This window comes from Deinococcus budaensis (assembly GCF_014201885.1).
Lineage (GTDB): Bacteria > Deinococcota > Deinococci > Deinococcales > Deinococcaceae > Deinococcus > Deinococcus budaensis.
In genome coordinates this window covers 104,084-119,273 of sequence record NZ_JACHFN010000001.1, presented here as the reverse complement: position 1 = coordinate 119,273, position 15,190 = coordinate 104,084, and the positions used below count along the sequence as shown (strand labels likewise).

21 protein-coding genes are annotated in these 15,190 nt (G+C 72.4%); 9 read left to right on the top strand and 12 right to left on the bottom strand.

What is annotated here, in order from left to right:
* Positions 1-90 precede the first annotated feature (90 nt).
* The 4 genes from HNQ09_RS00625 to HNQ09_RS00610 all read left to right on the top strand — a co-directional run bounded on the left by HNQ09_RS00625 (position 91) and on the right by HNQ09_RS00610 (position 4,118).
* Positions 91-1,155 (top strand): HD domain-containing phosphohydrolase, encoded by a 1,065-nt coding sequence (locus HNQ09_RS00625; protein WP_184024085.1) that lies wholly within the window; start codon positions 91-93, stop codon positions 1,153-1,155.
* Positions 1,156-1,206: 51 nt separating this feature from the next.
* The gene (gene lysA / locus HNQ09_RS00620; protein WP_184024083.1) at positions 1,207-2,367 is read left to right on the top strand and encodes a diaminopimelate decarboxylase; all 1,161 of its coding nucleotides are present in this window, start codon (positions 1,207-1,209) and stop codon (positions 2,365-2,367) included.
* A 117-nt stretch (positions 2,368-2,484) separates the two neighbouring features.
* Positions 2,485-3,084: a TetR family transcriptional regulator gene (locus tag HNQ09_RS00615; protein ID WP_184024080.1), complete on the top strand. Its 600-nt coding sequence runs from the start codon at positions 2,485-2,487 to the stop codon at positions 3,082-3,084.
* Between the two features lie 260 nt (positions 3,085-3,344).
* Entirely contained in the window at positions 3,345-4,118 is a 774-nt protein-coding gene (locus HNQ09_RS00610; protein ID WP_184024077.1) for a TerC family protein, read from the top strand.
* Between the two features lie 63 nt (positions 4,119-4,181).
* Here HNQ09_RS00610 and HNQ09_RS00605 read toward each other — a convergent pair whose 3' ends face one another.
* The 3 genes from HNQ09_RS00605 to HNQ09_RS00595 all read right to left on the bottom strand — a co-directional run bounded on the left by HNQ09_RS00605 (position 4,182) and on the right by HNQ09_RS00595 (position 5,923).
* A complete protein-coding gene (locus HNQ09_RS00605) occupies positions 4,182-4,520 on the bottom strand; it encodes a hypothetical protein (RefSeq protein ID WP_184024074.1) in 339 nt (112 codons plus the stop codon).
* Positions 4,510-5,256, bottom strand: coding sequence for an endonuclease III (locus HNQ09_RS00600; protein WP_184024072.1), 747 nt, complete (start codon positions 5,254-5,256; stop codon positions 4,510-4,512). Before HNQ09_RS00600 ends, HNQ09_RS00605 begins: the two co-directional genes overlap by 11 nt.
* Positions 5,257-5,338: 82 nt before the next feature.
* On the bottom strand, positions 5,339-5,923 hold the full coding sequence (locus HNQ09_RS00595) for a hypothetical protein (protein ID WP_184024069.1): 585 nt from the start codon (positions 5,921-5,923) through the stop codon (positions 5,339-5,341).
* Between the two features lie 97 nt (positions 5,924-6,020).
* Between HNQ09_RS00595 and hisZ the strand changes: the two genes are divergently transcribed.
* Positions 6,021-7,166, top strand: coding sequence for an ATP phosphoribosyltransferase regulatory subunit (gene hisZ / locus HNQ09_RS00590; RefSeq protein ID WP_343057585.1), 1,146 nt, complete (start codon positions 6,021-6,023; stop codon positions 7,164-7,166).
* Entirely contained in the window at positions 7,163-7,795 is a 633-nt protein-coding gene (gene hisG, locus HNQ09_RS00585) for an ATP phosphoribosyltransferase (protein WP_184024064.1), read from the top strand. The genes hisZ and hisG overlap by 4 nt, the downstream gene beginning before the upstream one ends.
* Before the next feature lie 14 nt (positions 7,796-7,809).
* Here the strand turns inward: hisG and HNQ09_RS00580 are convergent, their stop codons facing one another.
* The 6 genes from HNQ09_RS00580 to HNQ09_RS00555 all read right to left on the bottom strand — a co-directional run bounded on the left by HNQ09_RS00580 (position 7,810) and on the right by HNQ09_RS00555 (position 11,147).
* Complete coding sequence (locus HNQ09_RS00580) at positions 7,810-8,088, bottom strand: hypothetical protein (RefSeq protein WP_184024061.1); 279 nt, start codon at positions 8,086-8,088, stop codon at positions 7,810-7,812.
* A gap of 91 nt (positions 8,089-8,179) precedes the next feature.
* A complete protein-coding gene (locus tag HNQ09_RS00575; RefSeq protein ID WP_184024058.1) occupies positions 8,180-8,416 on the bottom strand; it encodes a hypothetical protein in 237 nt (78 codons plus the stop codon).
* Between the two features lie 49 nt (positions 8,417-8,465).
* The gene (locus tag HNQ09_RS00570) at positions 8,466-9,716 is read right to left on the bottom strand and encodes a MalY/PatB family protein (protein WP_184024054.1); all 1,251 of its coding nucleotides are present in this window, start codon (positions 9,714-9,716) and stop codon (positions 8,466-8,468) included.
* Positions 9,713-10,459, bottom strand: coding sequence for a cyclic nucleotide-binding domain-containing protein (locus HNQ09_RS00565; protein WP_184024051.1), 747 nt, complete (start codon positions 10,457-10,459; stop codon positions 9,713-9,715). The genes HNQ09_RS00570 and HNQ09_RS00565 overlap by 4 nt, the downstream gene beginning before the upstream one ends.
* Before the next feature lie 41 nt (positions 10,460-10,500).
* Positions 10,501-10,914: a hypothetical protein gene (locus HNQ09_RS00560; protein WP_343057550.1), complete on the bottom strand. Its 414-nt coding sequence runs from the start codon at positions 10,912-10,914 to the stop codon at positions 10,501-10,503.
* A complete protein-coding gene (locus HNQ09_RS00555; protein WP_184024048.1) occupies positions 10,911-11,147 on the bottom strand; it encodes a ferredoxin in 237 nt (78 codons plus the stop codon). Before HNQ09_RS00555 ends, HNQ09_RS00560 begins: the two co-directional genes overlap by 4 nt.
* 414 nt (positions 11,148-11,561) lie before the next feature.
* On the opposite strand from HNQ09_RS00555, the gene HNQ09_RS00550 reads away from it, so the two are divergent.
* From HNQ09_RS00550 to HNQ09_RS00540, 3 genes are all read left to right on the top strand, one after another.
* On the top strand, positions 11,562-12,257 hold the full coding sequence (locus HNQ09_RS00550) for a 5'-methylthioadenosine/adenosylhomocysteine nucleosidase (protein WP_184024046.1): 696 nt from the start codon (positions 11,562-11,564) through the stop codon (positions 12,255-12,257).
* 1 nt (position 12,258) lies between these two features.
* Complete coding sequence (locus HNQ09_RS00545) at positions 12,259-12,660, top strand: CidA/LrgA family protein (protein ID WP_184024044.1); 402 nt, start codon at positions 12,259-12,261, stop codon at positions 12,658-12,660.
* Between the two features lie 118 nt (positions 12,661-12,778).
* A complete protein-coding gene (locus HNQ09_RS00540) occupies positions 12,779-13,438 on the top strand; it encodes an LrgB family protein (RefSeq protein ID WP_184024042.1) in 660 nt (219 codons plus the stop codon).
* A gap of 7 nt (positions 13,439-13,445) precedes the next feature.
* Here the strand turns inward: HNQ09_RS00540 and HNQ09_RS00535 are convergent, their stop codons facing one another.
* From HNQ09_RS00535 to HNQ09_RS00525, 3 genes are read right to left on the bottom strand one after another with little or no spacing between them, the layout of a single operon-like run.
* Positions 13,446-14,126 (bottom strand): peptidylprolyl isomerase, encoded by a 681-nt coding sequence (locus tag HNQ09_RS00535; protein WP_184024040.1) that lies wholly within the window; start codon positions 14,124-14,126, stop codon positions 13,446-13,448.
* Between the two features lie 45 nt (positions 14,127-14,171).
* The gene (locus HNQ09_RS00530) at positions 14,172-14,540 is read right to left on the bottom strand and encodes a hypothetical protein (RefSeq protein WP_184024038.1); all 369 of its coding nucleotides are present in this window, start codon (positions 14,538-14,540) and stop codon (positions 14,172-14,174) included.
* A 30-nt stretch (positions 14,541-14,570) separates the two neighbouring features.
* The gene (locus HNQ09_RS00525; protein ID WP_184024036.1) at positions 14,571-15,041 is read right to left on the bottom strand and encodes an Lrp/AsnC family transcriptional regulator; all 471 of its coding nucleotides are present in this window, start codon (positions 15,039-15,041) and stop codon (positions 14,571-14,573) included.
* Positions 15,042-15,190: the final 149 nt, after the last annotated feature.

The following is a 15,190-nucleotide window of genomic DNA, read 5'->3' as shown; positions in this document are numbered from 1 at the left end:
CGCAAAAGGGCCGGAGGGTTGACCGGCGCGCCCCCCCCCGCGCCCCGCCGCGCTTGAGGATCGGCCCCTGATCCGCACACAATGGCCCCCATGTCTTCTGCGGAAACCTCTCTCGATCCGCTGTCCGACCTCACGGGGTCCGGGCAGGCGGAGGCCGGGACCCCCGGCGCCGGGCGTCCAGCGTCCGGGCCGCCATCGTCCGGGTCGTCAGCGTCCGGGGCCGGGCTGGACCAGCTTTACCTGCGGCTGCTCGACCGGATGCCGGTCATGCTCTGGACCGCCGACGCGGCGGGGCGCTGGCAACACGTCAACGGCCGCTGGGTGGACTACACCGGCCTGAGCGGCGAGACACGCGGCTTCGGGTTCGAAGAAGCCCTGCACCCGGAAGACGAGGCCCCCACCGTGGCCCGCTGGCGCCGGGCGGTCGAGCGCGGGGAGAACTACGAGGTCGAGTACCGCGTGCGGGGCCGGGGCGGCGGGTACCGCTGGTTTCTGACCCAGGGCGTGCGGGTGCTGGACGAACAGGGGCAGGGGGTGGCCTGGGTGGGCACCTGCACCGACATCGAAGGCCAGAAGCGCGCCGAGCAGCAGGCCCTCGACGCCCGCGAGGCCGCGCTGCGGGCGCTGGGGCTGACGCTCGAAGCCCGCGACCGCGAGACCCAGGGCCACACCGACCGGGTCACCGTCCGGGCCGCCCGGCTGGGGCAGGCGCTGGGCCTGGACGCGGAGGCGCTGGACACCCTGCGGCTGGGGGCCTACCTGCACGACCTGGGCAAGCTGGTGGTGCCCGACCGCGTCCTGCTCAAGCCGGGGCCGCTGACGCCCCAGGAGCGCTCGGAGATGCAGGTCCACGCCGCCGAGGGCGAGCGGCTGGTGAGGGCGCTGGGCTTCGTGCCGCCAGGGGCGCTGAGCCTGGTGCGCCACCACCACGAGCGCTGGGACGGCGCCGGCTACCCCGACCGGCTGGCGGGCGAGGCCATTCCGCTGCTGGCCCGGCTGTTCGCGGTGATCGACGTGTACGACGCCCTGGTGAGCGAGCGCCCCTACAAGCGGGCCTGGACCCGCGAGCAGGCGCTGGCCGAACTGCGCGAGCAGGCGGGCAGGCAGTTCGACCCCCAGGTGGTCGAGGCCTTCCTGGGCCTGCCGGAGTCCTGAAGCCTGGCCCCCGGACCGGGCGGCCAGACCGGCTCCGCTAGACTGCCCGGCGTGATCGCGCGCCCCGACCTCCTGACCGCCGCCGAGCGTTTCGGCACACCCCTGTACGTCTACGACGCCGCCGAGCTGGACGCGGCGCTCTCAAGGGTGCGCGCGGCGTTCGGAGGCGCGCGGGTCTACTACGCGATAAAGGCCAACCCTAACCTGACCCTGCTGGGTCGGCTGCGGGCGGCGGGCGTCGGCTTCGAGTGCGTGAGCGCCGGGGAGATTGCGCGGGCCGAGCAGGTCGGCATGACGGGAGACGAGGTGCTGATCAACGGCCCCGCCAAATCCGCCGGGGAGTACGCGGCGGGCGCGCGGCTGGGCGCGACCTTCGTGGTGGACCGCGAGGAGGAGGTCGGGCTGCTGCCGCCGGGGTCGCGGGCGCTGGTACGGGTCAATCCGGCCCTGAGCGTCAGCACCCACGACCACCTCGCCACAGGGGCGGCCGACAGCAAGTTCGGCGTGACGCCCGCGCAGGCGCCCGGCGTGCTGGAGGCCCTGCGGGCCGCCGGACACGACGCGCGCGGCCTGCACGTTCATATCGGCAGCGCGATTCGCGACGCCTCGGACTTCAGCGCGGCTTTCGCCCGGCTGGCCGAGCTGCACGCGCAGACGGGCGATCTGGAGGTCCTCGACGTGGGCGGCGGCTGGGGCGTGGACGCCGACCTGCCGGGCATCGCGCGGGAGGCGCGGACGGCGGCCTCTGCCTTCGGCGCGCGGCTGTGGGTCGAGCCGGGACGCTATCTGGTGGCCCGCGCGGGCACGCTGCTGACACGGGTGGTGGGCACCAAGCGCACCGGCCGCAACTTCCTGCTCACCGACGCGGGCATGACCGAGCTGCTGCGGCCCATGCTCTACGGCGCCGAGCACCCGGTCACGGCGCTGTGGAACGGCGACGAGGAGGGGACCTGGGACGTGGCCGGACCCGCCTGCGAGAGCGGCGACCTGCTGGCGCGGAACGTCCGCCTGCCCTCCCCCACCCCCGGCGACCTGCTCGCGGTCGGACAGGCCGGAGCCTACGGCGCGAGCATGAGCAGCGCCTACCTCACCCGCCCCCGCCCCGCCGAGGCGCTGTGGGACGGTCAGGACTGGACCCTGATCCGCCGCCGCGAGACGCCGCAGGACGTGTGGGCAGCGGAGATCGTCCCCACGGCCGCACGCCAGTCCTGACCTGGGTCACGGGCACCCGCCGCGCAGGTCCGCTGCCCGGACGGCTGGACCTGCCCGGCCAGACGCCGCTTCTGCCTTGGCCGGGACGTTCGCCCCGCCTCGGGCTATCATGTGCCCGTGACCGTCCCGTCTTCTGCGCTGCCCCCCTCTCCGACGCCCGACACGACCCGCGCCCGCATCCTGACCGAGGCCGCGCGGCTTTTTGTGGCGAGCGGCTACCACGGGGTGAGCATGCGCGAGGTGGCCGAGGCGGTGGGCGTGACCAAACCCGCCCTGTACCACCACTACGAGGACAAAGAAGCGCTGTTTCTGGCGATGCTGGAGGGCACGCTGGCGGGCCTGAGCCGCCTGGTGGCGCACGCCGGGACCCAGTCGGGCGTGCGGGCGCAGCTGGAGACGCTGGTGGGGGACCTGCTGGCGAGCGCGCCCGAGCAGCGCGTGGGCCTGCAACTCGCGGGCGAGCTGCGCCACGTGTCGCCCGGACGCCGCGCGGCCTTTGAAAGCGAGTACCGCCGGGTCTGGATGGGCGGCCTGACCGGACTGATCGAGGGCGCGGCGGCACGGGGCGAGCTGCGCGGGGACCTGCCCCCCGCCATGCTGACGCGGGCACTGCTGGCCCTGATGTACCCGCTGGTCATGGGCGCGCCCCCCGCCGACCCTCAGGGCACCGCGCGGGCGCTGCTGAGCGTGTACCTCGACGGCGCGACGGCGCGCTGAGACGCGGGTTGACCCCCGCCTGGGCAGCCCGCGCGCGGGGCCACGCCAGGCGAACATGAAGGTCCTTCATCTCACATTTAAGATTCGTGCACAACTTCTCCCGGAGCATGGGAGGTATCGCGCCGAGGATGAGCGCGCCGGAAGGCCGGATGGCTGCCCGATTCTGCCGCCCCGGCTGCTGTGGGGGCGGTTCGCCTGGAGTGGAACTGGAATGCCGCGAGCGCCTGCCACCCGCCCTGTGCCCGACCTGGAGCCTCCCTGTGATTGAAACCCTGTTCGGCTGGATCAGCCAGCCCGAGGCCTGGTTGGCCTTTGGAACCCTGTTGCTGCTGGAGATCGTCCTCGGCATCGACAACGTGATTTTCATCAGCATCCTGGCAGGCAAGCTGCCGCCCGAGCAGCGGCAACGGGCCAGGACTGTGGGCCTGATGGCCGCGCTGGTCATGCGGCTGCTGCTGCTGTTTTCCATCACCTGGATCTACCGGCTGCAAAACGACCTGTTCACGCTGTTCGGGATGGGATTTTCGGGGCGCGACCTGATCCTGATTTTCGGCGGCCTCTTTTTGCTGTACAAGGCCGTCAAGGAAATGCACGAACAACTCGAAGGCCCCGGCACCCACGGCGCGCCCACGGCAGGCCGGGTCGCCTCGGCCAACTTCGCGGCGATTATCGGGCAGATCATGGTGCTGGACATCGTCTTCAGCCTCGACTCGGTGATCACGGCGGTCGGGATGGCCGACGACATCGGCGTGATGGTCAGCGCGGTGGTCCTGACCGTCGCCATCATGCTGTTTGCCGCGCGGCCCATCGGGGACTTCGTGCAGGCGCACCCGACGGTCAAGATGCTGGCGCTGGCCTTCCTCCTCCTGATCGGCGTGAACCTGATCGCCGACGGCTTCGGCTTCAAGATTCCCAAGGGGTACACCTACTTCGCGATGGGCTTCGCGATCATGGTCGAGGTGCTCAACCTGCGCGCCCGCAAGGGCAAGCCGGTCGAGCTGCACGAGACGCAGCGCCACCCCGACGCGGGCTGAGGCTTTAGCACGACAGGAGCGCCCGCCCCTTTGTGGTGGGCGCTTCTTCATGGCGCAGGACCGTCACCCCGTCAGTGGAACGCGCACCGAGGCCACCACACCTTCCGTGCCACGCAGGCTCAGCACCAGCCCCACGCCGTCGCGGCTCACGTCGGGAGAGGCCGTGGCCCAGGCGCCAGGATGCACGCCCTCCTCGCCCAGACGCTGTAACCACACGTCCTGCGCGGTGCTGAGCAGTTGCCAGGCGACGCTTTCCAGGCCACCCTCCGCCAGTCCGGCGGTGCAGTCCACCTCACCATCCCACAACAAGACCACACCGCGCTCTTCCCCACCCGCCTCGCGCAAACTCAGGCGTGGGCCGAACAGCTCGCCCAGCGCTGCGAGGAGCGCCTCAAGCCTCATCCCGGCCTTCCAGAAAAAGCGGCGCCGAGGGGCAGAGGTCGCGCAGCACGCAGCTTTCGCAACGCGGGCGGCGGGCGAGGCAGGTCTGGCGGCCGTGGCGCACGCCCGAGACGTGAAAGACGTATCGGGTGGCCCAGTCGCGCGGCAGCACCTCGTCGAACCAGCGCTCGACCTTGAGGACGTTCCAGCGGGCGGGCACCAGATCGAGGCGCCCGGCGACCCGCCAGATGTTGTTCTCGACCGGGATCGCGGGGCGGGCGAGGTCGAACAGCAGCATCAGCGAGGCCGTCTTCATGCCCACCCCCGGCAGGCTTTCGAGCAGGGCGCGGGCCGCCGGGTCGTCCAGCTCACGCAGCACGCGCAGGCTCAGCTCGCCGCGCGTCTCCTCCAGGCGGTGCAGCACGTTCCAGAGGTAGTCGGCCTTGAGGCGGGCCAGGCCGCCCCCCGCCGCGCGCAGGGTGGCTTCGATCCCGTCGGGACCGTCGGCCAGGGCCGCCTCCCAGACCGGATAGGCCGCCCGCAACGCCGCGAACTGCCGCCGGGTCAGGGCGGAGGTGTTCTGCTGGGCCAGGATCGTCTCGACGAGGTCGTCGAGCGGCTCGGGGCTGACGCGCGGCGCGGGCGGCGTGGGCAGGTAGGCTGCGGCCAGGCGGCGCAGGATTTCGGGCAGGTGCGGGGGCGGCGGGACCTCCTGCGCCGGGGTGGGGCGGGGAGACCGGGGCAGGCGGGGCGGCACCGGGGCAGGCTAGCGGACGCCGTGGGGCAGGACTGTGCTCCCGCAAGACTGTGCCCCCCGCAACGGGCGCGGCGTGGCAGGCTCAGCGCTGAGCGCGCAGCCGGGTCACGTTGCCTGCCCCGTCGATGGCCTGGAGGTCGGCGTAGATGCCGCTCGTCTCGGCGTAAAAGTCCACCCGCGAGCCGGAGGTGATGTTCAAGCGGTTGCCGTCCACCAGCACCTGCACCACCCGGTTGTTGTCGGTGGCGACCCCGGTCACCCGGATCACGTTGCCGCTGCGCTCGAAGCGGGTCACCCGGAGGGTGGGAGGTGCGGCGTCCACCGTGACCGGCAGCACCAGCACGCTCTTGTTGCCCGCCGCGTCGAGCGCCCCGATGGTCACCTCGCCGCGCGCGCCCTGCACCCGCGTCTGGAACGTGAAATTGGCGATTTTGCGGCTGCCCGGCTGAATCGGAATCGCCTTGCCGTCCACCGTGATGCGGGTGACCCCCTGGTCGTCGAGCGCGTAGCCCTTGACGGTGAAGTCGCGTGCCCGGCCCACGCCGCCGCCGTCGGGGCTGGTGACCACGATGCGCGGCTTGAAGGTGTCGGCCGTGCGGGCACAGCCGCCCAACAAGGCCCCCAGCAGGGGCGCGAGCAGGAGCAGAGCGGGAAAAGCGCGGCGCATGGGGGCAAGTATAGCGGGCCGCCGCCGCAAGCCAGGACTCCCTGTCGCGGCTCCGGCGGTCGTGGGCGGCCTGTTCCGGAGCTGTCCGGGTGCTTTAATACCCCCCGTGAGCTTGCCCCCCCGCCCCCCCACCCTGGCCCGTGTTCCCGAAGGCACCCGCGACGTGCTGCCGCCCGAGTGGCAGTGGCGCGAGCATCTGCGGACCCGGCTGTCGGGGGTCTTCGCCGCCTGGGGTTACCGGGGGGTGGAGGTTCCCGCGCTGGAGTTTGCCGGGGAGGGGCACCCGCAAAGCGCGCGGGCCTTCAAGCTGATCGACTCGGGGGGCGAGGTGCTCGCGCTGCGCAGCGAGTTCACCACGGCGGTGGGGCGGCTGGTGCGCGCCCGGTTTCCGGATGGCCCCTTTCCGCTGCGGCTTCAGTACGGCGGGCGGCTGTGGCTGCGCTCGCTGACCAGCGAACTGGGCCGTCTGCGCGAGTTCGGCCAGGTTGGGGTGGAATTGATCGGGGTGGCGACCCCGCAGGCCGACGCCGAGCTGCTGCGGCTGGGGCTGCACGCGCTGGAGGCGGTCGGCGTGAGCGCGGTGATGGAGGTGGGCTACCCGGGTTTCGTGGACGCGGTGCTGGAGGACGCCGGGCTGCACGGCGCGGCGCGCGAGGCCCTGCACGACGCGGTGGACCGCAAGAGCGGCGCGGACATCGGCCTGCTCGCGGCGGCGCACGGCCTGAGCACGGAGGTCACCCGCACCCTGCACGCGCTGACCGACCTGTACGGCGGCCCAGAGGTGCTGGCGCAGGCGGGGGCACTCGCGCGGGGCGAGCGGGCGCGGGCGGCGGTCGCGCATCTGGAGGCGGTGGCGCCGCTGGCGGGCATTTCCAGCGGGCTGCTGTTCGACCTCGGCGCCAGCCGCCGCTACGGGTACTACACCGGGCTGACCTTCCGCGCCTACACGCCGGGGCTGAACCAGCCGCTGCTGGGCGGGGGGCGCTACGACCTCGGCGGGCTGCCGGGCGCGGGCTTCGCCATCGGGCTGGAGCGGCTGACCGAAGCCACGGCGGCGGGGCTGCCCCCCGAACCCGAACTGGTGCTGGCCCTTGACCCGGCGGGGGCCGAGTACGCCCGCGCCCAGGGCCTGACCGCCGAACTGGCCTGGACCGACCAGCAGCCGGACCTGCTCGCCTACTGCCAGCGCCGGGGCATTCGCCGCTGGGCACGCGGCGAGACCCTGACCGAGGTGGGCGCATGACCCCCGCCGCGCAACGGGGACCCGACCACCTGACCCTGGCGCTGCCCAAGGGCCGGATTCTGGAAGAAGCGGTGGCGCTGCTCGCGCAGGCCGGGCTGCCGCTGACCCTGCCGGAAAAGTCGCGCGCCCTGCGCCACGAGTTTCCCGGCGTGACCGTGCTGGAACTGCGCAACCAGGACGTGCCCGTGTACGTGGACCTGGGCGTGGCCGACGCCGGAATCGTCGGCAAGGACGTGCTGATCGAGTCGGGGCGCCCGGTCTTCGAGCCGGTGGACCTGCGCTTCGCCGCCTGCCGCCTCTCCTTGATCCGCGAGGTCGGCGCCACTGGCCCCATCGGGCGGGTCGCCACCAAGTACCCGCGCTCGGCCCGCGCGTACCTGGCCGCGCAGGGCATTCCCGCCGAGGTCGTCAAACTGTCGGGCAACATCGAACTCGCCGCGCTCACCGGACTGGCCGACGCGGTGGTCGATCTGGTCCAGACGGGCAGCACCCTGCGCGCCAACCACCTGGAGGAAGTCGATGTGCTCTACCACTCCAGCGCCCGATTGGTCGTGAACCGCGCGGCCCTCAAGCTGCGGCGGGGGCGGCTGCGCCCCTTGATCGAGCGCCTGCGTGAGCTGACGCCGTAGGCCCGGGCGGCCCCTCAGGGCAGGTCGAGCTTCCCCGGCCCCCGGCCCGCCTCCCACCCGGCCAGCGCCGCCTCCCCCACCGCCGTGAGGGCGTAGCCCGCCGCCCCGCGCCCGGCGCCCTCCCCGCTCCGCGCGATCAGCCGCTGGGATTCGAGTTCCTTGAGCAGCACGATGCCCAGCCGCCTGCCCCCCAGGGTGTGGAAGGGACCGCGCCCGGGACGGAAATGGGCGGTCAGGGCAGCGCCCTGCTGCATGGCCCGCAAGACACGGACCTGGGGTTCGGTGAGCGGCATGGGATGGCCTCCACACATGGGGCTTGGGAACAAAGGCGGCGGGCCACCCGCGTGAAACGTGAGCGGCCCGGGGCGGCGCGAGCAGCGAGGCTCAGGGGTAGAGATCGAAGCCGCTGTCGTTGAGCAGACGTTCCAGGCGGTTTTTCGCGGCCTGAATCTCGGCGGTCGTCTCGGCCTCGAAATAGACCTTGGTGGGGCGGCCGGGGCGGTTGCGGGCGAGGTTCCAGCTCACGCCGGAAAAGGCTTCCTCGAGGTCGAGCTGGCCCAGCGCCGCCTTGACGGCCTTTTCGGGAACACCGGCATGAATCGCCATGTCGTCTTTGATCACGCCCCCACCGTAGCAGAGACGCTTCCGGGCCGGACGGAATGCCTGCCCATCAGGCCGAAATGGTCTCGCCCAGCGCGTCCGCCATCCGCTCCAGCGCCTCGATCAGCAGCGGGCGGCTGGTGGCGAAATTCAGGCGCACGAAGCCCTGGTAACGCGCGCCCAGCTCTCCCGGCGCAAACACCGGGCCGTTGTGGACGGCGATCCTGGCCTCGTCCAGCAAAAACTGCTGAATGTCCCCGGCGCGTGGGTGGGCGCGCAGGTCCAGCCAGGCGAGGTAGGTCGCCTGGGGCAGCGCGCAGCGCACCCAGGGCAGCCGGGCGGCCAGGAAGGCACCCAGCACGTCGCGGTTGCCGCGCAGGTAGGCGACTGTCTCGGCCAGCCACGGCCCGCCCGCGCGCAACGCGGCCTGCCAAGCGGTCACGCTCAACGCCGAGGGATGACCCATCAGCCCGCCCGCCGCCGCGCGCACCCGCCGCACCAGCTCCGGGTCGTGGCCCACCATCGCCCCGATGCCCAGGCCCGCCGTGTTGTAGGCCTTGGCCGGGCCAGTCAGGGTGACGGTCCGCGCCCGCACCCGGGGGTCGGCGGCGAACGCCTCGAAGGGTTGGGAGGTGAAGCGCAGCTCGGCGTGCAGCTCGTCGGACATCACGTAGAGGCCCCGCTCCAGCACGAAGTCGCGCAGCCGCGCCAGCTCGGCGGCGTCCCAGACCCGGCCCGTGGGGTTGTGGGGATGGCACAGCAGCAGCAGCCCGCAGCCCTGGGCGGCGGTCTCCAGCGCGGCCCAGTCGATCTCCCAGCGGGCCCCTGTCCCCTCCGGCTCACGCAGCGGCGCGGCGGCCACCCGGCGGCCCTGCTCGGTGACCGCCAGGTGAAAGGGATGGTAGACCGGCGTCATGCTCAGCACCGGGTCGCCTGGACGGGTCAGCCCCGCGACCGAGGCGTAGATGCCCGGCACCACACCCGGCAGGAAGGCCACGCCCTCGGGCGGCAGGTCGGTCAGGCCGTGCGAGGCCAGGCGCTCCCGCAGGGCCGCGTTCAGGAGGGGATCACCCGGCAACTGGGGATACCCCAGACCACGGGTCAGGCGGTCGTGCAGGGCGTCCAGAATGGGCGGCGCCACCGGGTAGTCCATGTCCGCCACCCACAGCGGAATCACGCCCTCGGGAAAGGCGGTCCATTTCAGGCTGTCGGGATGGCGCAGCGCGGCGGGGTCGAGGCTGCCGTACACGTCGGTCGCCCCCGCCTCGGATGCCGTGCCAGGAGTCAGGGGGGTCAGTTCGGGCAGGTCCGCCTGGGTCATGGAGGGAGCATACGCCCCCCGCTTCCCTGGCTCCCCTCCCCTGCCGCGGGGCGGCGCGCCAGCCGGGCAAGTTCGGCGCGGCCCGTGACGCGCACGGTGCGGCGTTCCAGCACAATCAGGTTCAGGCGGTAGAACTCGCCCAGCTTGCGGCTGACCAGTTCGGGCACCGTGCCCAGCAGCGCGGCGAGTTCGCTGTTGGTGGGCAGGGCGTGGGGCTGGTCGGCGTGCTCCAGCAGGTAGGCGGCCAGCCGCTCGCCGAGTTCGCTGAAGACCAGCCCCTCCATCCGCGCGAGCAGCTCGGCCTGCCGCCGCGCGAGGTAGGCGATCACCGCCTGCGCCAGGGCGGGCGTGCCGAAAACCCGCTCGCGGACGGGTCCGGCGGGCAGACACAGCACCTCGGTCGGCGTGTGCAGCGCGACCGCGCTCGCCGGAGCCAGCGCCCGGGTCCCGAACGCGGCCACATCTGCCACGAGTTGCCGGGGGCCTTCCACATGCAGGGTGAGTTCGCGGGTGCCGCCGCGCGCCAGCCGGTAGACCCGCACGCTGCCCGAACTCACCAGATACACGGTGTCCAGCCCCTCTCCGGCCTCGAAGAGGTGCTCGCCGCGCCGCAGGGTCCGGAAAGTCGCCAGCGCGGCCAGCGGGCGCAGGTCGGCGGCCTCGGCCCCCTGAAAGACCGGGGCGTGCCCGAGCAGCACCTCGGCGCGGGCGAGGTCGGCGGCGGAGGGGGCGGGAGGCGTCACTGGCCCGATGGTGCCACGCGCCGCTCTCCCGCCGCGCGGGGTCAGGGCCAGGCCGCCACGGCCAGCCCGCACAGCACCACGCTGGCCGCCAGTGTCAGGTGGGTGATCCAGGCGGGAGGCCGCGCCGCCGCCTCGCCCCGCCGGACGTGCAGGGCGACCAGCCCGCCGATGAGCAGCAGCACCGCGAGCTGCGCGCCCAGCGCCGCACTGAAGCCGCGCGTCAGGCCCAGCGCCAGCACGGTCGCCAGCAGCGCCAGCGTCAGCGGCCCGTTGACCCGCGCGTAGTGGCGGCCCACCCGGCGGCGGTGCGCGTGGCGGGTCTGGGCGTCCGGGAAGAGTTCGGTAAACGCCGGGCTGACCACGAAGGTCGTGAACAGGTACATGCCCACCCACACCCCGACCAGCAGCACGTTCAGCGCCGGAAGCAGGTCTGCAAGGTTCAGGGCAGGACTCACAGCCCGAAAAACGCCTTGTTCCTCACGATGAATTCCTCTTCCCCGGCAGGCACGTCCTCCTCGGGGAAGATCGCGCTGACCGGGCAGGCGGGCACGCACGCCCCGCAGTCAATGCACTCGTCGGGATGGATCAGGAACATCTCGCCCGCGTCGTAGATGCATTCCACCGGGCAGACCTCGGTGCAGCTCTGGTCTTTGACGCCGATACAGGGACTGACGATGATATGGGGCATGGGTCCAGGGTGCCGCCCCGGGGGTGGGGCAGGCCATGACCTGGGTCAAGGGGGCAGCGACCAGCTTCCGGTCGCCAGGGGCCAGTCGCCGAAAAGAGGGGCGAAAGCTCCAGCTTCGCCGGTTCTTCCCGGGTCAGCCGACGGCCGGGTTCCACCCCTCACCTTCGCCTTCCAGGCCGCCGAGCCGTTCGGGCCGCCAGGCCCGAGGCCTTCCAAGGGGGCGAAGGATGGCGTCGAGGCCGGACACGTCACGGGTTGGGCGCCTCCGCAAACGCCCGGAACGACTCTTGCCGAGCGCAGCGCTTCGCTCCCCCTGCCCTCTGCTGCGCAGCTTTGCAAGTCCGGGGAGGGGGCTGGGGGGTGGGGAACACCCTTTAACGCACCTGCCTCCACAGCCGCCGTACACTGCCCCCCATGCTGGCGATCATGGGCGCGATGGACGAGGAAATCGAGTTGCTGCTGGAGGGCCTGGAAGCCCGGGAGACGCTGGAGCGGCCCGGCGTGACCCTCCACCGGGGCGTGCTGGACGGGGTACCTGTGCTGCTCACCCGGGGCGGCATCGGCAAGGTGAACGCGGCGATGACCGCCACGCACCTGCTGCACGCGGGCGCGACCCGAGTGATCTTTACCGGCGTGGCGGGCGGCGTTCACCCCGACCTGCGGGTGGGCGACATCGTGGTGAGCACCGATCTGGTGCAGCACGACGTGGACGTGACGGCCCTGGGCTACGCGCCGGGCACCGTCCCCGGCGAGACCCCTGCCTGGGCCGCCGATCCCCAACTGCGCGCCGCCGCGCTGGCCGCAGCGGGCGAGGTGGAAGGCGTGCGCGCGCTGGAAGGCCGGGTGGCGAGCGGCGATCAGTTCATCGCGTCGCAGGAGGGGGTGCAGCGCCTCTGGACGGGGTTCGGGGCCGCCTGCGCCGAGATGGAGGGGGCGGCGGTCGCGCAGGTGTGCGCCAAGGCGGGCGTGCCCTTCGTGGTGATCCGCTCGGTCAGCGACACCGCCGACCACGCCGCCAATGTGGACTACCGGACCTTCATGCCCCTGGTCGCCCGCCACGCCAAGCAGGTCGTGCGCGGAATGCTCGCCCGCCTGAGCACCCCGGCCTGAGGTGAACGGTCCGGCGCCAGTCCCTCCCGTCCCGGTCACGGGCAAGCTGTCCGCCCCGGTGCGCTTCGTGCTGGGGCTGGGGCTGCTGACAGCCTTTGCGGCGCTGGGCACGGCGCTGGTGGGGGTGCTGGAGCTGGGGCTGCCGGGGTCGGTGGTCGGGATGGGCCTGCTGTGGGCGGCGCTGTCGCTGGGAGTCGTGCGGCTGCACTGGCTGGAGACGGCCGCCGACGGGCTGCTGGGCATCCTGGGCCTGCTGTTCGTGCCCGCCACCGTCGGCGTGATCGAGTACCTGTCGGCGGGCGCCGAATGGGGGCTGTGGCTGCTGGTGATGCTGGCCGGGCTGGGGCTGGGCGCGGGCGCGGCGGGGCTGCTGGCGGCGCGGCTGGTGCGGGGGCAGGGGTGAGCGGTCAGGGGAAGGGAGCCGGGGAAACCCTCCTGGGCCACGCAGAACCCAGACTGGGGCTTCCCGCCTTGCTCGCTGCCCACCCCCCACCCCCCACTGCCCCCTCCGCAGGAGCGCCGTGACCTGGGTCGCCCTGACGCTCCTCGCCTTCGCGCTGGGGGTGGTCATGCAGGCCCGGGCGCGGCACCCACTGGTCAATCCGACGCTGGTGGCGACGGTGCTGCTCGCCGCCGGGCTGCTGCTCACGCGCACGCCGTACGAGCGGTACGCGGCGCAGGTGCAGCCCCTCTCCTTTCTGCTCGGCCCGGCGGTGGTCGCGCTGGCGGTGCCGCTCTACCGGCTGCGGGCGCTGCTGGCGCGCGAGTGGCGGGCGCTCCTCCTGGGCGGGGGGACCGGGACGCTGGTGGGCGTGGGCGCCGACGCCCTGTTTGCCCGGCTGCTGGCGCTGGACCCGGAGGCGCAACGCTCGCTGCTGACCGCCCCCGCCACCAGTCCGGTCGCCCTGCAACTCGCCGACGTGACGGGCGCGCCGCCTGCCCTGGCCGCCACCCTCGCCGTTCTGTCGGGCCTGCTGGGGGCGCTTGTGCTGCCGCCCGCGCTGACCCGCCTGGGGGTGCGGCATCCGCTGGCGCGCGGGGTCGCCATCGGCAGCGTGGCGCACGGCATCGGGACTGCCCGCGCCCGCGAGGAGGGCGAAACGACCGGGGCGGCCAGTTCCATCGGCATGGGCCTGGCCGCCCTGATCGTGACGCTGGTGGTCGCGTTGACCGCAGGCTAGCGGCGCGTTATTGCGACACCAGAATCTGCACGCTCTGGATCACGTCGGGTTCGGCCCTGCTGATCGGCGTCTCGCCGCCCTGACTGCTCGTCGCCGTGCGCGTCAGCTTTTGCAGCACGTCCTGTCCGGCCACGACCCGTCCGAACACCGTGTACTCCCCCGTCAGGAAATCGGCGGGGGCCAGCGTGATGAAAAACTGGCTCCCCTGCGAGAAGTAGCTTTGCGACCGCGCCATGCCGAGGACCCCGGCGGCATTGAACCTCAGCCCCTCGTCGAGTTCGACGAAGAAGTTGTAGCCGGGGCCGCCCGTCCCCCACCTGGCCCTCTGCGCGGCGTCGGCGCTGAGCGGATCGCCGCCCTGCGCCATGAAGCCCTCGACCACCCGGTGAAAGCGCGTGCCGTCGTAAAAGCGGTTCAGCGCCAGAAAGACGAAGCTGTTCACCGCCTTGGGCGCCTGCTTGGCGTACAGCTCGACCGTCACGTCGCCCTTGCCCGTCTTCAGGACCGCGCGGTAGGTCCGGGCCGGGTTGACGACCCAGGCGGGTTCCTTGAAGGTGCGGACGGGCTGGGCGCTGAGGTACGGCACCGGGGCAAAGGTGAGCGCGGGCGCCGTCGCCGGATCCGGGGTGGAGGTCTGCGCGGGGGCGGCGGAGGCCAGCAGCAGGGCGGACAGGGCGAGAGAACGCATGGACCTCAGCCTAGCGCGCGCGGGCCGGACCACCCTGCCCCAGCCTCAGCGCCGACCAGGCTCCCGGCCCAGGCCGCCCAGCACCTGCTCGAAAGTGGCCTCGGCCAGCCTGACCCGGCGTTCCAGCCGCTCGCTGTCGGCCGCGTCCGTGCCCCCGGCCCGCGCCTGCCGCAGCTCCGATCGGGCCTGCTCCACCTTCTCCCGCAGGTGGGTCAGAACGGCTGCCTCTCCCAGTTCTCCCTCGGAGGCGAAGGCGAAGCTGTGTCCCCCGTCCGTTTCCCGCACATAGGCGTGGGCGCTCAGCCGGGTGTAGCCCTGGGCCAGATACCGCTCCTCGTCGTCGGCGAGGTGCGGGCCACAGGCCGCGAGCAAGGCAGTCAGGGCCGCCAACACCACTCGTCTCCAACCTTTCATTGCGACCTCCTGGGAGACTCTTCCCCGACCCTACTCCAGCGCCAGACTCGTCGTGTACTTCTCCTGCTTCACCACGATGGTGCTCGCGGTGTTCCGCACGCCGGGAATGGCGGCCAGCACGTCCACCAGAAAGGTCTGGTAGGCGTCGAGGTCGGGCACGCAGACCTTGAGCAGGTAGTCGGTGTCGCCCAGGCACAGGTAGCACTCCAGCACCTCGGGGCGGTGGCGCATGTGTTCGGCGAAGGTCTCGAAGCCCTGCTTGGTCTGCTTGTCCAGGGTGACGCGCACGAAGACCATCAGGTCGCGCCCCACCCGCTTGGGATCAAGCAGCGCCACGTAACGGCTGATGATCCCCTCCTCCTCTAGCCGCCGCACCCGCCGCAGCGTGGGCGCGGGCGTCAGGCCGATCTCGTCGGCGAGTTCGGTGTTGGGCATCCGGGCGTCCCGTTGGAGAATGGTCAGGATACGGCGGTCGGTGGCGTCCAGGTCGGGCTGCGGCATGAATGGCCGGATTTTAGCAGTCCCGGCGCAACCCGGTTGCGTCGATCCTCCCGGGAGAGGCTGGTGTGGCAATCCCGCTTGGTGGGGGTCCTGCTAGCATTGCGCCACATCAAACGCGGCGGGTCGGCGGCTTTCTGGGCCGGGCGGCC